Source organism: Proteus sp. Marseille-Q3619 (genome assembly GCF_965283115.1).
Genome location: NZ_CBDIMP010000001.1, coordinates 821,013 through 836,500 on the forward strand (window position 1 = coordinate 821,013; position 15,488 = coordinate 836,500).

Genomic DNA, 15,488 nt, shown 5'->3' on the forward strand with positions numbered 1-15,488 from the left:
ATAAACAATATATTAACAAAATTTGTCTATTTTATTGGAGTAATAAAATGAGCAACTATTAGGAAAGGTATTTTTAAGCGTTGTTTATATAATCTTTTTTTAATGATTTTTATTCGAAAAATATCTTTATTAGAATAATAAATTATTTTTCATAATAAATTTCAAATAAAAAAGCAGACTCCATTAAAATGAAGTCTGCTTTTTTTAATAAGTAAATATAAGTATATCTAACTATTTTTTATATTTGCTCATGACTAATGAAGCATTTGTACCACCAAAACCAAAGCTATTTGACATTACAGTCTCCAGCTTCTGTTCTGTTGGTTGAGTAATGATGTTCATCCCCATTGCTTTATCGTCTAATTCTTCGATATTGATGCTTGGTGCAATAAATCCATGCTCTAACATCAGTAGGCTATAAATTGCTTCATGCACACCAGCAGCACCTAATGAGTGACCAGTCATTGCTTTTGTTGCTGAGATAGCTGGAGTATGCGAGCCAAACACTTCCGTGATAGCTTCAAGCTCTTTTAGATCACCAACTGGCGTTGAAGTACCGTGTGTATTGATATAATCAACTTTATCAATACCTTGCATCGCCATTTGCATACAACGCACAGCACCTTCACCTGAAGGAGCAACCATGTCTGCACCGTCAGATGTTGCACCATAACCTACGATTTCACCATAGATGTGTGCACCACGCGCTAATGCGTGTTCTAATTCTTCAACAACCACAATACCGCCACCGCCTGCGATAACAAAACCATCACGATTTTTATCGTAAGTACGAGAAGCTTTGGTTGGGGTTTCGTTATATTTAGTTGAAAGTGCACCCATGGCGTCAAATTCGCAGGTCATTTCCCAACTTAATTCTTCACCACCACCAGCAAATACAACATCTTGTTTGCCTAATTGGATCAGCTCAACAGCGTGACCAATACAGTGTGCTGATGTTGAACAAGCAGAACTGATTGAATAGTTAACGCCTTTAATTTTGAAAGGTGTTGCTAAACAAGCTGAAACACCTGATGCCATTGCACGAGTTACCATATAAGGACCTACGCCACGTAGGCCTTTAGCTCTCATGCCATCAGAACCTTGTACTTGGTTACGTGGAGAACCTCCACCAGAGCCAACGACTAAGCCAGAACGAATATTAGAAACTTGGTCTTCTGTCAGACCTGAATCAGCTATCGCCTCTTGCATAGATAAATAGGCATAAACCGATGCGTCGCTCATAAAACGGCGGATTTTACGGTCAATAAGACCTTCAGTATCAAGCTTAACGTTGCCCCAAATGTGGCTACGAAGCCCCATCTCTTTAAATTCTTCTGAGAAAGTTATCCCGGAACGACCTTCCTTTAAAGAATCCAGCACTTCTTTCTGGTTATTACCAATGCTCGAAACAATACCCAGACCCGTGATCACTGCGCGCTTCATTCATACCTCTTTACAATAATAGTTGTAGCTGCGGGATTTCTGACTAGCACTTTAGCGTACAGTTGTACGCCGAACAAGTCCGATCAGGATCTTTTTTACAAAAATACAGATAACCTAATAAAACGCTTTCCCCTTTAAGGCTGGCACAAGCTACCTAACAGCGCTAAGATGTTGGATAATTTTTTCGAGAAATACAGGCAGTTCCGTGAATAATAGCCCGATAAATACTGCGTCTTTAAGTTGGAATGAACTTGGTACGCCTATCTCTGAACAATTTGGCGATATTTACTTTTCAAACCAAGACGGTCTAGAAGAAACTCGACATGTGTTCTTACATGGAAATCATTTTCCATCACGTTTTGGTACACATGTACGCTCTGAATGTGTTATCGCAGAAACAGGATTTGGTACTGGCCTTAATTTTTTAACACTATGGCAAGCTTTCGAGCAATTTAGACAAACGTCTCCTAATTCTCGTTTAAAACGCCTTCATTATGTAAGTTTCGAAAAATTCCCTCTGACTAAAAGTGATTTACGAGCCGCACATCGCCATTGGCCTGAACTCGAAAAATATTCACAAGCGCTTTGTTCTCAATGGCCATTAGCCATTGCAGGTTGCCACCGCATTATTCTTGCTGATGGAACAATCACATTGGATTTATGGTTTGGTGATATCAACACCTTGTTACCCCAAACTCGCCAAGCGCTACATAACAAAGTGGATGCATGGTTCTTAGACGGTTTTGCTCCTTCTAAAAATCCACAAATGTGGAGTGAAACTCTCTTTCAATCGATGGCTGATTCAATGAGAGAAAACGGTACATTTGCAACATTCACCGCCGCAGGGATCGTCAAACGAGGTTTGCAAAGTGCTGGTTTTGAGATAAATAAAATCAAAGGATTTGGTCAAAAAAGAGAGATGCTGACAGGTGTTTTTCCACATACTCCATCCCCTGAGTTTCTCCCTTACTATGCAAGGCCAAGTGCAACCAAAGCACAGAATATTGCAATTATAGGTGGCGGTATTGCCAGCACATTTACGGCACTTTCGTGCCTAAGAAGAGGCGCCAATGTCACCTTATATTGTGAAGATAAACAACCTGCAACTAATGCCTCAGGCAATCGACAAGGTGTGTTATATCCTTTACTTAATGGCAAATCCGATGAACTAGAACAATTTTTCACAACCGCATTTCTATTTGCTCATCGCACTTATGACAATTTGAGTAAAGCAGGTATTCCTTTTTCACATCAATGGTCTGGTGTCGCACAGATTATTTATAACGAGAAAGTTCGTAAAAAAGCACAGAGAATTATGGATAATTCTATACCTTTTGCTCAAATAGCATGTTATCTCGATGAAAATGAAATCAATAAACTCAGCGGAGTAGATGTTAATTGTGATGCATTGTTTTACCCACAAGCGGGATGGCTTTCACCGACTGAGCTCACGATCAATACATTAAAATACGCTGAACAATTAGGTTTAACGTTGCGATTTAATCATCAAGTCACTCAAATAAGTGCGCAGAAAGCATCTTGGTGCTTAGATATTGTTCATCACGATGGAGTGAGTGCGACACAATTTCAATCACAATATGATTGCGTTATTTTGGCAAATGGACACCGAATCACAGACTTTACTCAAAGTGCAAAATTACCCATTAGCGCAGTTAGAGGTCAAGTTAGCCATATTCCAACAACAAAGACATTATCAAAACTAAAAACGGTACTTTGTTATGATGGCTATTTTACGCCTGTTGATCACCAAGATAATTTGCATTGTGTAGGAGCAAGCTTTCGTCGCGATCGATTAGATTTAGCTATTTCGACTCAAGAGCAAGAAAATAACCAAGCTCATCTTATACAGTGTTTAGCAAAAGCCCCTTGGGTTAAAGAAGTTGATTTTAGCCGAAATGAAGCGCGAATTGGGATTCGTTGCACTATTCGCGATCACCTACCGTTATTAGGCGAAGTACCTGATTTCGAAAAATTGCGCGTGGCATACACGCACTTAGATAGATTTAAGCGTAGAAGACAAATACCCGCTTTAGCTCCTGCTTATCATCAACTTTATATTATCAGTGCGTTGGGCTCTCGCGGATTATGTTCAGCGCCTTTATCAGCTGAAATTCTGGCAAGTCAAATTTTTGATGAACCTTTTCCGGTTGAAGATGATGTATTGAATGCCTTACACCCTAATCGTTTTTGGGTAAGAGCATTACTACGAGGAAAACCGATTGAAGTGAAATAGCCAAGGTGATAAGTAGTATTGAAGCACTTAATTGAAATGATTATTAATAATAAAAGAAAATATTTTAGCCAAATAACTCATATCATACCTCCAAACGCCATAAATGTAGCTACAATGTAGCTACATTTAATGACGAATATATCACCTTTCTATCTTATATACCATTAGCTAAAAAACGTTTCTTTGTATAAAAAAACTAAACCTCAAATTTCATGGCACAGCGCGTTTCTTTTACAAAACCCCCGCTTTCAACTTCATTATTTAAGATTTCTTGCAAAGAATGAGGAATTTCGCTTTCTGACAAAATAGAAAAACCTAAGCGTTGATAATACGGCGCATTCCAAGGAACATGGCGAAATGTCGTCAACGTAACGGCACTAAATTGATGTGCCTTTGCTTCATCTTTTACTTTTTGAATAAGTAATTTACCAATACCTCTATTTTGCCAAGCTTCACTCACTGACAACTCATGAATAAATAAACTTTCAGGTAATGGCATCGTCATAATAAAACCAACTGGTTCATTTTCACTATTAACAGCCACCCAATGCCCTTTATGATTAATAAAGGCTAAATGTTTTTCAACACTTTGTACGCCACTCTCACTTATCCAACTTAAATCTTCTAAAGTACTAAAGAGTTGCCCTGCTGATTGCTCGATAGCAGGTAATTTAATTGCATCATCAATTTGTGTGGGGCGAAGAGTAATATCGTTATTTTTTATTTCGTTTTGTGTTGTTGTCATCTCTTTTTCCAGCTCAGGTGTTTTTATACTTTTATGCTTAATTTATTAAAAAGCCATCCCGTTGGATGGCTTATGTTAAAGCTAAAATAATTTCTTATTTTTTAAATCGTTAATCTTTAGGTAATATGCCATAAGATTGAAATTTACCACTCTCTTCCATAAACTGATTATAATACTTGTTGTCTTCTACAGAGTCTTTCACGGCTCTATTAGCATACGCGCTAGAGACAGCGAGTGTCGCCTTATAAAGTTTATCTTTTAATGTGTTATGGATCTTCGGATCTTCACTTTCTTGAATTTGATTTAATAATGAAACTAGCTCTTCTGCTTCAGCTTGAATATCAGGATCAGTAAATTCTGCTGTCGGTAACATATAGTCTAAATCAAGATTAACAGAATCGTTATATTCATCTTCTTGAGTAAACGGAGCTAAATCTTTACTGTATTCCGCTGAAATATATTTAATAAATTCAGGTTTATCAAAGCATTTGTTTTTTATGCTACCGTCATTATTTTTATTGCGAGTGCGAATTTCATTAGGAAATGGCTCGCCTAAGGCATAAGTACACTGAAAAACATTACCATCAATTAATGTGGCATTAGTACTACGCACTGGAAGTTCAAATTCATAGCCATTAATAATAACTGGGTAATCGACAGGTTTAAATTGATCTGTTTTTCCCTTTACTGCATAAACTTCAGAAAGGGTGTAATACATAAAATTATCAGGATTTAATATGCCACCATTATTATTATCATAAACCATAAATCGAGCATCATTACCGGCACTATCTTTTAAATTATGCTCACCAGGTGACAGCGTTATGTAGCCATTTTTACCCGGCTCTACCTGATATTCTTTATCATCGACGCTAAAACTAATGACTTTTTCACTTGGATTACTGTAATAAAACTTATTTTTTTTATTATCTAAATCAAATTGATCACAAGCAGATAAAAATAAAACAGCGCTAGTCAGTAGTCCTATTTTAAAGAAATTTTTCATCGTATCGTTATCCTTATCATAAATATTCTATGCAAATCATTTGCATCCCGAGAAACATTCCTAAAAAACATTTAAAAGTAATTTTACAGAAATGGCAAGGAGTTACAAAAGATAGCACTATTATGCTTAATCAATGAGAGATACATCGACTTTGAAAAATCAAATAAAAACAATTGATAAATAGTAAGGATCAATTTTTGTATAAAAACCAATCTAATTCAACAGTAAATATCTTAAATATAACTTAGAGGCTGTGATCTTAATAAGATTTTAAGAAAGAAAAAAACAACCGATTTATGCCGGTTGTTCTCTTAGTAGACATGCCGAATTAATTAATTGAGTTAACTAAATCATGCCATGTAGATAAAACTAACGCTTGATCTGGAGGTGAAAGCTCGCCTGCTTTTATCGCCTTTTGAATGCTCTCTTCTACACGCGTTCTTAACGCTTCTAACTGTGTGTTATTTTCTTGCTCAAGTTCAGCAATAGCCAGTGTAATATGGCCTTGTAAATACCCACCTGCAAATAACTCATCGTCAGAGGCATGTTCAACACGGCTATCAATTTTATCTAATAAGTACGCTTCATACTCAGAAAGCATTATTTATCCTCAATATATAATGTTGCTACTTTTTTATATTTACCTTGTATTAGCAAAGCATAAATACGTATGTTCTAGCAACCTTACTACTTCAGACTCCACCCTATTGGGTAAAACCTTCACAGTGGATAGGCGATAGTTATTCTCGCAATCCTTAATTAACTAAAGGATTTTCCTGATAAGGAAACATCTCTTCCGTTAGCTCTGGGGTATTGTAAAACAAATGTAACGCATTAATAAATAGCTGTGCACGAGGTGGCGTGTTTTTATCTCGTAAATAAGCGAGTACTTGTTCTCTAACTTTATTTCTAAATTCATAGCGATCAGGTTCAAAGTTACCTTCTAAATTGTCACAACTGACATTAAAAGGATAACCAGCAGCTTGGCAAAATAACCAATCCAATGCTTGAGGTTTGATTTCTACAACTTCAAACTGTCCTTGAGTGGTTTCATCTCGTCCATCTGGGCAATACCAGTAACCATAATCAACTTGTTGACGACGAGCCTCTCCGGCGATACACCAATGTGATATTTCATGTAATGCACTAGCATAAAAACCATGAGCAAAAATAATTTGGTGATAAGGTGTCTCTTCATTTGCAGGCAAATAAATCGGCTCATCATCCCCTTTAACTAAACGGGTTTGGAAACTTTCGCTAAAACATTGATTAAAGATATCAATTAACTGTTGATAATGATGTGCTGACATTTAAAAACCATCTATTCCTAATTAAAAAGTGCAGAAAACCAAAGTGCAATAGTATCACCATGATTGTCATGTATGAGTTTGATGCTCATCAAAAAGGAGATAATGACCAGCATAGGTCTTATTAATTTTTGCCCTTTTGTTAATACTAAACCTGCACCTAAGCGAGCACCAATAAACTGCCCACAAAGCATAACTAAACCAATAGTCCAAATAACCTGCCCACCAATAATAAAAAACAGTAAAGAGCCAAAGTTAGAGGTGAAGTTAAGTAACTTAGCATGAGCCGTCGCTTTTGAGAGATTATACCCAAGTAACATGACATAACCTAAAGCGAAAAAAGAGCCTGTTCCTGGTCCAAAAATACCATCATAAAAACCGACACCACCACCAAGCACTGCACCAAATGTATAGTAGCCAATACGTTGTTTACTGTCTTGAGCGCCTATTGATGGAGTAAGAAGAAAATAGAGACCAATAGCTATGGTAAGAATAGGAAGCGCTTGTTTAAGGATTTCTGGATTAATAAACTGCACCAACATGGCACCAGAAACCGCACCAATAAAAGTCATTAAAATTGCAAATCGCTGCGCTTTTAAATCAATAACTTTTCGACGTATAAAATAGAGCGTAGCTGAAAACGAGCCACCTACCGATTGCAGTTTATTCGTTGCTAGAGCTTGAACAGGCGGAACCCCTGCTGATAACAAAGCTGGAATAGTGATTAACCCACCACCACCAGCAATCGAATCAATAAAACCTGCGATTAAAGCAACAAAGAAGAGAAGAAGGTAGATGCCATCTGAAAAGAGCCAATCCATTTATCTATCCGAATTATTAGGAATGAAGGACGTGCTGCTGTGTTTATCTCATTTATTTAAAAAAGCCACAGCAACACTATCTGAGCATAATAAAATTAGGCGCTCACACCTTTAAAGCTAACATCAAACTTACAACAGTTTATCGACTACGTTATTGACGTAGAATGATTACCATTGCATTAACGGAGGTACAACGTCACCACATTGACCACGTTGGCGCAATGCATGATCGAGCAACACAATTGCCATCATTGCCTCTGCAATCGGAATAGCGCGTATTCCCACACAAGGATCATGACGACCTTTGGTTATCATATCGACTTCTTCGCCATCACGATTTATCGTTTTACCAGCAATAGTAATGCTAGATGTTGGTTTTAAAGCGATATGAGCAACAATTGGCTGACCACTGCTAATTCCACCTAAAATGCCACCTGCATGGTTGCTAGTGAAACCATTCTTAGTGATTTCATCTCTATTTTCAGTGCCTTTTAATGTCACAACACCGAAACCATCACCAATTTCAATTCCTTTAACAGCATTGATACTCATTAATGCGTGTGCTAAGTCTGCATCTAGTCTGTCAAAAACTGGCTCTCCAAATCCTGCTGGCACACCCTCCGCAACCACCGTCACTTTTGCACCAATCGAGTTGCCTTCTTTTTTAAGCGCACGCATATATTCATCAAGTGCTTCTAAACGAGAAGGATCTGGGCAGAAAAATGGATTGGTTTCAACGATAGACCAATCAACAAGATCACAAGTAATTGGGCCTAGCTGAGAAAGATAGCCTTTTACTTCAATACCCATTTTCTCTTTTAGGTATTTTTTTGCGATTGCACCAGCAGCAACACGCATTGCGGTTTCTCGTGCAGAAGAGCGCCCACCGCCACGATAATCACGCAAACCATATTTTTGCTCGTAGGTATAATCGGCATGACCAGGACGAAAAACATCTTTGATTTCACTGTAATCTTGAGAACGTTGATCTGTGTTTTCAATCAGTAAACCAATGCTTGTTCCTGTTGTAACACCATTAAATACACCTGATAAAATGCGCACTTGGTCGGGTTCACGGCGCTGAGTGGTATAACGTGATGTTCCGGGTCTACGTCTATCTAAATCAACTTGTAAGTCAGCTTCTGTTAAAAGCAATCCAGGAGGTACACCATCAACAATGCAACCTAATGCAATACCATGAGACTCACCAAAAGTCGTGACTCTGAATAATTGTCCGATACTGTTTCCTGCCATCCCTTTATTCCTATCTTTTACTGTGTGATGTTATCAATATGTTATTTGCAATAAATAACAATCTACCGTCTCATTGCTGTTACATCAACGTTTATCAGTAGAGCGTGTTGATCTTTTCTGCTTATTTTAAAGTCAGCACACTCTAGAAAAACACGCTGAATGTTCGACGAGCTGTTCACGAGTCAGCATAAAGACACCGAGTCCACCATTTTCAAACTCAAGCCATGTAAATGGAACTTCTGGGAATTGCTCAATAAGATGAACCATACTATTACCCACTTCACAGACTAAAATGCCATTCTCACTCAGATATTCAGGGGCTTTCAGTAAAATTTGTCTCGTAATATCTAGGCCATCAATACCCGAAGCTAATGCTAATTCAGGTTCAACTTGGTATTCATCAGGTAAATCACCCATATCTTCGACGTCGACATACGGAGGATTTGTCACAATAATATCGTAAGGCGTTGGAACAATGGCGTTAAATAGATCTGATTGCATTGGATAAACACGATGCACTAAACCATGATTTTCAATGTTAAATTCAGCCACTTCCAGAGCATCTTCAGAAATATCAACCGCATCGACTTCAGCATCTTCAAACTCATGAGCACAAGCAATCGCAATACAGCCACTTCCAGTACATAAGTCGAGAATGCGTGTTGGCTCTTGCTGAATTAAACCATCAAAATGGTTATTGATTAATTCACCAATAGGAGAGCGAGGGATAAGCACACGTTCATCAACATAAAATTCGTGACCACAGAACCAAGCGCTATGAGTTAAATAAGGGACTGGGATTTTTTGCTCAATTCGGCTTTCGATAAGCGTAATGATTTCCATCTTTTCAGAAGTTGTTAACTTGGTTGATAACAGTGCATCTGGAATATCTAAAGGAAGTGCAATGGTTGGTAATACAAGCTGTAATGCTTCATCCCATGCGTTATCTGTGCCATGACCATAATAAATATCAGATGAATTAAACTGACTCATAGCCCAACGTAACATATCTAGGATAGTGCTTAGATCAGCAACCGCTTCCTCTTTTAGTGTTATATCCAAAACTGTTGTCCTCTGAAGAAATAGAAAGTCTGTAGTTTGCCATGAAGATGGCGATAAATCAGCGGGAAACCATAAAAAAACATCACTACTCTATTATTCTCTTTGCCATAACCATAGACTTACTATGGTTTTAAACTTCAATCAGCTAATCAAAAGCAAAATTTACGATCTACTCATAAATAAAGATTAGTGTTTTATACTTTTAATTTAACTTTTATTAGCAAGTTAATGGAATTGAACCATACTTAGTACATGAAAGAATTAACTGTGTACTAAAATGCGCCTATGGATTTTTTCATTCGATATGCAGTCATTTTAAAGCAAATAGCTAATTTTAAAGACTATTTTTGATATCAATTTATCGTTTTTTATCGCAACCTGAAGATATAACAACGTTTTATGTTCCACAGATATCATGAGTAGAGCAACTTGTTAACCAGCCTATATTTGCTAACTATGTGACTATTTCGGCAGGGTAAATTCCCTGCCTTTTTTTATGCTAAATTTATAGCCTATATTTTTTATCTCTAACACTATTTCATGTACTATTGCCTGATAAAGACAGTAACACTATGAAGAATCGTAAAAAATGAATAAAAAATTTTCATTGCCACCTTCTGAAATTGAGTTATTTCAGGAGATGATAAAAGGCACTAAGAAATTAGCTCAAGATAAAATACTTCATTCACCAAAACGTAAAAAAGTGACACACTACGCTGTTGAACGTTTACAACAAGAGCAAGTTGACGCCTCTTATTATTTTTCAGATGAATTTCAACCTAACTTAGCCACAGAAGGCCCAATGCGCTATTTAAGAGAAGGCGCTAATGCTTATGAATTAAAAAAGCTACGTCGTGGTGATTATGTACCTGAGTTTTTTCTAGATTTGCATGGATTAACACAACTAATTGCAAAACAAGAGATTGGTGCATTAATTGCGGCATGTAGACGAGAGCATGTTTATTGTGCCTGTATTATGCATGGTCATGGCAAACATATTTTAAAACAACAAACGCCACTTTGGTTAGCACAACACCCTGATGTAATCGCTTTTCATCAAGCTCCAAAAGAATGGGGAGGCGATGCTGCATTATTAGTCTTAGTGGAAAACGACGATATCGCTCGCCGCTAAACCCAAAAAATTCTATCGCATTAACCCTTAAATCACCTATCAGGTGAAATAAGGTGTTAATTACTTACTTAGATAATTGATTTAAATTTCATTTCAATGTTGAGGGTGACACTTGCCATAGCAACTCCCCTGCTCCTTTTGATAAGTCAAAATCAACACAAGCAATGGTTGATGTTGAAAACATAGGAGCACACACAGCTGGGCAGAGTTCAGCGACAACATAGCCAACTAAAGGTAAGTGAGAAATAACAAGAATATTTTTATATCCTGTATCTCCCAAGGCACGTAAGTAATGTGCAACATGTGAAGGATTACCACCGGGGATAAGCCCATCATCTATTTCTATTTTACTAGGAAGCGCTAAATCTGCTTTTACGGCATTCAATGTCTGTTGAGCACGTAAATAAGGACTAACTAAAACATAATCGATTGTATGTCCCTGCGTTGTCATCCATTCAGCCATTTTTATTGATTCACTTTTCCCACGTTCAGTCAGTGGTCTTAGTGCATCGCTAGCAGCATCAAGCGCCGCTTCTCCGTGGCGCATAATAAAAATTTGCATAGTAAATTATTAAACCTATTTTATTTTTGTAATTACTGGTATTTACACTTGTAAGATACTTAATTTAATTCAGTTTAAATCAATATGTTCCCATATAAAATCGTCAATACCCTAATTGCAATAGCATTATTAATCTTTTTAAGATCATGCCCTTGGTTTACAAATTAACATCATTTTCAGAATTTTATTTTAAAAAGCTTTGTTTTTAAATTTATTTTCAAATAACTATTTTGCCATATCTGGCTATAATTAACACTTTCGACCTCTTTTTCCATTAAAAATTCACCAATTATTAATCTGACGCAAAAAGTACAAGAAAAAAGGCGCCTAAGCGCCTCAATCAAAACAAATGTCACAAAAGGAAAAAACAATGGTAAAGAGATGATATTAATCGTAAAAACGTTCATTTCGTTTAGCCATTTCCACTAAACGCTCACAAGGGCGATATTTTTCTCCATATTTATCGGCAAGTTGGTTAAGTTTTTCTTCCACCTTTGTTGTTCCCATACTGTCCATATAACGGAATGGGCCACCAAAAAAAGGAGGAAAACCGATACCAAATACAGCACCAATATCACCATCTCGTGGTTGCTTTATAATATTCTCATCTAAACAACGAACCGCTTCATTTAACATCAATAATAAACAGCGTTCCGTAATTTCAGAGGAAGATAGTTGGTTTTTAGGCTTAATTTGTAATAGTCGATATATGGCTGGATCAGGTTGTTTTTTATTTTTACTGAATGAGAAAGGTAATGCATGTTTTGCATAAAGATAAAAACCTCGTCCATTTTTACGACCTTTTCTATCATCAGCAATAATGGCATCCACAGCAGGAGGAGAGGCAAATCTTTCACCAAATGCATTCACTAATATTGGTGTTATTTTTGTGCCAATATCAATACCCACTTCATCCAATAACTGAATAGGCCCTACAGGGAAACCAAACTGGACAAGTGCTTTATCAATATTCTCAATAGGCTCCCCCTGTACTAAGCATGTCAATGCTTCGCTGATATAAGGAGCAAGGATACGGTTGACGTAGAATCCAGGTTTATCACCAACAACTATTGCAACTTTGCCCTGTTTTTTAGCAAAAGCGACAGTTGTAGCAATCGTTTTTTCATCTGTGTTTTCATGTGGAATAACTTCAACCAAAGGCATTTTTTCTACGGGACTAAAATAGTGAAGCCCGATCACTTTTTCTGGGTATTTTGCTGTTTCTGCAATTTTATGAATAGGAAGTGAAGAGGTATTTGAAGCAAAAATAATTTTACCTTTTCCCACGCCTTCAATATCTGCGACCATCTTCTGTTTTAAAGCAAGATCTTCAAAAACCGCTTCAACAATAATATTTGATTGATGAAAACCACTGTAATCCAAGGAGCCAGAGAGTAGCCCCATTTGACGCTGACGTTCGCGTGCAGATAATCTTTTTTTACTTACTTTGGCTGAAAGCGCTTTCCAACTATAATTAAGTGCCTGAGCAATTCCCTTATCACTGATATCTTTAATTCTTGCTGGCAAATTACCTTTTGTCGCCGTGGCAAAGGCAATACCACCGCCCATTAATCCACCACCTAAAATACCGATATGATGCAAATTATCTGGTTTTTCGGATGATCCTGTCTCATTCTTAAGTGCCGTAGAAGCAAAAAAGAGATGTCTTAATGCAAATGAAACTGGCGTCATAGCAAGTTCACCAAACGCATTTGCCTCTTCTTTAAACCCTGCTTGAATATCTTTTTCAAGACCACGTTCTATAACATGAAGAATACGCTCTGCTGCTGGATAGTGGCCTTTTGTCTTTGCTAATGTACGTTTTTTCGCTTGCCCAAAAAGAATATTTCTACCTAGCGTTGTATTAGCCCAGAAACGATCCATCACTGAATGTTTTTTCTGTTCTTTTTTACCCAATAAAATCCATTTAGCAGCAACTTCTAATAGAATATCTTGTGAGACAACATCATTTACAAGACCTAATTTTAAGGCTCGCTTCGCATTAACTTGTCTCCCCGTTAAGATCATATCTAACGCAGATGTCACACCAATAAGACGTGGTAAGCGTTGAGTACCACCAGAGCCAGGCAGCAATCCAAGTTGCACTTCAGGAAGCCCTAAACGCGTTTTGCTATTATCAGAACAAATTCTCCCATGACAGGCTAAGGCCAATTCAAGCCCTCCGCCAAGGCATGCGCCATTGATAGCGGCCACAACGGGCAATGGGTAGTTTTCAAGTTGAGTAAAAAGATCCTGTCCTGCTTTTGCTAATGCACTCGCTTCTTCTTTAGTTTTACAACCCGCAATCATGGAGATATCCGCACCCGCAATAAAACTGTCTGTTTTACCTGAGGTGATAATTAATCCTTTTACACCAGAATGTTGCTGAGCTTGCCTTAAAACATCTTGAAATTGCTGCACAAACTCTGCTTTTAGCGTGTTTACTTTTTCACCAACAACATCGATGCTGATAACACCCACTTTGTCATTACGAACTGAGAACTGAAAAACAGATGATTTTTCTAGTGTTGTTTGTTGTTCCATTATTCCACCTCCAAAATCATCGCCGCACCCAATCCACCCGCAGCACAAGCAGTGGTTAACCCAAAACCTCCACCTCGACGTTTAAGCTCATGTAGTGTCTGTGTGACCATTCTTGCGCCAGTCGCAGCAAAGGGATGTCCATAAGCAATAGAACCGCCTAGTACATTAAATTTATCCATATCCACTTCTCCAATCGCCTTGGATAATCCTAGTTGCTCTTTAGCAAACCGTTCACTGGCAAACAGCGTCAAATTACTGAGTGTTTGTGCGGCAAAAGCTTCATGCATATCAATTAACGTTAGATCACTCAATGCAAGACCTGCGCGAGAAAGCGCAAGTGGTGTGGCATATGATGGCCCCAATAACATATCTTTCCAGACATCTGTCGCTGTAAAAGCATAACTGCGTAAATAACCTAAAGGTTGATAACCAAGACTTTTAGCAACAGATTCTTTCATCATTAATACCGCGGCTGCTCCATCCGTTAATGGCGTACTGTTTGCGGCGGTGACACTACCATGTCGACGATCAAATGCCGGTTTTAGTTTGGCGTAAGAATCAAGAACAGAGTTTTTACGGATATTATTATCTTGATGAAAACCTTCTTTGTAAGGCGGAAAAAAAGCGGTCATCACTTCATCATTTAGTTTTCCCATCTCCCATGCTTTAGTTGCTAATTGATGGGAACGATGTGCTAATTCATCTTGAGCAACTCTAGAAATATGATAAGTCTTTGCCATTTGCTCTGCGGTGTCTCCCATGCGTAATCCTGTTGAATACTCAGCAACGGCAGGCGCTACAGGGAGCAAATCTCGAAATCGTAATTGGCTTAAATAACTTAATCGTTGACCTAATGATTTAGCCTTATTAAGACTTAATAAAACATCTGCAAGCTTTTTACTAACACCGATAGGCAAAACTGAAGACGAATCTGCGCCACCAGCAATACCGACAGAGACATGTCCTGCCATCATACTTTCTGCAACATTAGCAATCGCCTGAAAGCTTGTTGCACATGCTCTTGTTACACTATAAGCATCAGTTTTTACACTTAATCCTGCACCGAGCACAATTTCTCTAGCAATATTAGGTGCTTCTGGCATTTGAACCACTTGTCCGAAAACAAGTTGATCAATAATTTCGGGAGGAATTTCATTGCGAGTCACTAATTCTTGAACCACTGAACGCCCTAATTCAACCGCAGGTATTCCTCGATACGCAGTCGCTTGTTTAGCAAAAGGTAAACGTAGCCCGCTGACAATGGCGATGCGATCTTTCATAGCACTGTTCGTTGATGACTTCATAACGGCTCCTGACAAAATGATTTCCTAACACCAAAGAGGTCTGACCTGATAATA

13 protein-coding genes are annotated in these 15,488 nt (G+C 37.8%); 2 read left to right on the top strand and 11 right to left on the bottom strand.

The features are described from left to right. Nucleotides 1-231: 231 nt before the first annotated feature. Nucleotides 232-1,443 (bottom strand): beta-ketoacyl-ACP synthase I, encoded by a 1,212-nt coding sequence (fabB, locus tag ACWPWK_RS03870; protein ID WP_109370920.1) that lies wholly within the window; start codon nt 1,441-1,443, stop codon nt 232-234. 205 nt (nt 1,444-1,648) lie between these two features. Here fabB and mnmC point away from each other — a divergent pair, with 205 nt between their 5' ends. Further along, nucleotides 1,649-3,697: a bifunctional tRNA (5-methylaminomethyl-2-thiouridine)(34)-methyltransferase MnmD/FAD-dependent 5-carboxymethylaminomethyl-2-thiouridine(34) oxidoreductase MnmC gene (gene mnmC / locus ACWPWK_RS03875; protein ID WP_109370921.1), complete on the top strand. Its 2,049-nt coding sequence runs from the start codon at nt 1,649-1,651 to the stop codon at nt 3,695-3,697. A 196-nt stretch (nt 3,698-3,893) separates the two neighbouring features. On the opposite strand, the gene ACWPWK_RS03880 is transcribed toward mnmC, so the two are convergent. The 7 genes from ACWPWK_RS03880 to prmB form a co-directional block, all read right to left on the bottom strand. Then, nucleotides 3,894-4,442, bottom strand: coding sequence for a GNAT family N-acetyltransferase (locus ACWPWK_RS03880; protein ID WP_109370922.1), 549 nt, complete (start codon nt 4,440-4,442; stop codon nt 3,894-3,896). A 109-nt stretch (nt 4,443-4,551) separates the two neighbouring features. Next, nucleotides 4,552-5,448, bottom strand: coding sequence for a hypothetical protein (locus ACWPWK_RS03885; protein ID WP_109370923.1), 897 nt, complete (start codon nt 5,446-5,448; stop codon nt 4,552-4,554). A gap of 328 nt (nt 5,449-5,776) precedes the next feature. Further along, entirely contained in the window at nt 5,777-6,049 is a 273-nt protein-coding gene (locus ACWPWK_RS03890; RefSeq protein WP_109370924.1) for a YfcL family protein, read from the bottom strand. Between the two features lie 154 nt (nt 6,050-6,203). Further along, entirely contained in the window at nt 6,204-6,758 is a 555-nt protein-coding gene (locus ACWPWK_RS03895) for an elongation factor P hydroxylase (protein ID WP_088495095.1), read from the bottom strand. A 17-nt stretch (nt 6,759-6,775) separates the two neighbouring features. Continuing rightward, complete coding sequence (locus ACWPWK_RS03900; protein ID WP_109370925.1) at nt 6,776-7,576, bottom strand: sulfite exporter TauE/SafE family protein; 801 nt, start codon at nt 7,574-7,576, stop codon at nt 6,776-6,778. 168 nt (nt 7,577-7,744) lie between these two features. Further along, nucleotides 7,745-8,830 (bottom strand): chorismate synthase, encoded by a 1,086-nt coding sequence (gene aroC / locus ACWPWK_RS03905; protein WP_109370926.1) that lies wholly within the window; start codon nt 8,828-8,830, stop codon nt 7,745-7,747. Between the two features lie 132 nt (nt 8,831-8,962). Next, nucleotides 8,963-9,892, bottom strand: coding sequence for a 50S ribosomal protein L3 N(5)-glutamine methyltransferase (gene prmB / locus ACWPWK_RS03910; RefSeq protein WP_109370927.1), 930 nt, complete (start codon nt 9,890-9,892; stop codon nt 8,963-8,965). Between the two features lie 589 nt (nt 9,893-10,481). Between prmB and smrB the strand changes: the two genes are divergently transcribed. Further along, nucleotides 10,482-11,024, top strand: a complete 543-nt coding sequence (smrB, locus tag ACWPWK_RS03915; RefSeq protein WP_109370928.1) for an endonuclease SmrB — start codon at nt 10,482-10,484, stop codon at nt 11,022-11,024. An 88-nt stretch (nt 11,025-11,112) separates the two neighbouring features. Here smrB and sixA read toward each other — a convergent pair whose 3' ends face one another. The 3 genes from sixA to fadI form a co-directional block, all read right to left on the bottom strand. Continuing rightward, nucleotides 11,113-11,586, bottom strand: coding sequence for a phosphohistidine phosphatase SixA (sixA, locus tag ACWPWK_RS03920; protein WP_109370929.1), 474 nt, complete (start codon nt 11,584-11,586; stop codon nt 11,113-11,115). 387 nt (nt 11,587-11,973) lie between these two features. Further along, on the bottom strand, nt 11,974-14,130 hold the full coding sequence (gene fadJ / locus ACWPWK_RS03925) for a fatty acid oxidation complex subunit alpha FadJ (RefSeq protein ID WP_454208367.1): 2,157 nt from the start codon (nt 14,128-14,130) through the stop codon (nt 11,974-11,976). Further along, entirely contained in the window at nt 14,130-15,434 is a 1,305-nt protein-coding gene (fadI, locus tag ACWPWK_RS03930; protein ID WP_109370932.1) for an acetyl-CoA C-acyltransferase FadI, read from the bottom strand. The genes fadJ and fadI overlap by 1 nt, the downstream gene beginning before the upstream one ends. Nucleotides 15,435-15,488: the final 54 nt, after the last annotated feature.

What these genes read in the sequence shown, in the direction of transcription:
- fabB (WP_109370920.1), bottom strand. Translation starts at nt 1,443, where the DNA reads ATGAAGCGCGCAGTGATCACGGGTCTGGGTATTGTTTCGAGCATTGGT.
- ACWPWK_RS03880 (WP_109370922.1), bottom strand. Translation starts at nt 4,442, where the DNA reads ATGACAACAACACAAAACGAAATAAAAAATAACGATATTACTCTTCGC.
- ACWPWK_RS03885 (WP_109370923.1), bottom strand. Translation starts at nt 5,448, where the DNA reads ATGAAAAATTTCTTTAAAATAGGACTACTGACTAGCGCTGTTTTATTT.
- ACWPWK_RS03890 (WP_109370924.1), bottom strand. Translation starts at nt 6,049, where the DNA reads ATGCTTTCTGAGTATGAAGCGTACTTATTAGATAAAATTGATAGCCGT.
- ACWPWK_RS03895 (WP_088495095.1), bottom strand. Translation starts at nt 6,758, where the DNA reads ATGTCAGCACATCATTATCAACAGTTAATTGATATCTTTAATCAATGT.
- ACWPWK_RS03900 (WP_109370925.1), bottom strand. Translation starts at nt 7,576, where the DNA reads ATGGATTGGCTCTTTTCAGATGGCATCTACCTTCTTCTCTTCTTTGTT.
- aroC (WP_109370926.1), bottom strand. Translation starts at nt 8,830, where the DNA reads ATGGCAGGAAACAGTATCGGACAATTATTCAGAGTCACGACTTTTGGT.
- smrB (WP_109370928.1), top strand. Translation starts at nt 10,482, where the DNA reads ATGAATAAAAAATTTTCATTGCCACCTTCTGAAATTGAGTTATTTCAG.
- sixA (WP_109370929.1), bottom strand. Translation starts at nt 11,586, where the DNA reads ATGCAAATTTTTATTATGCGCCACGGAGAAGCGGCGCTTGATGCTGCT.
- fadJ (WP_454208367.1), bottom strand. Translation starts at nt 14,130, where the DNA reads ATGGAACAACAAACAACACTAGAAAAATCATCTGTTTTTCAGTTCTCA.
- fadI (WP_109370932.1), bottom strand. Translation starts at nt 15,434, where the DNA reads ATGAAGTCATCAACGAACAGTGCTATGAAAGATCGCATCGCCATTGTC.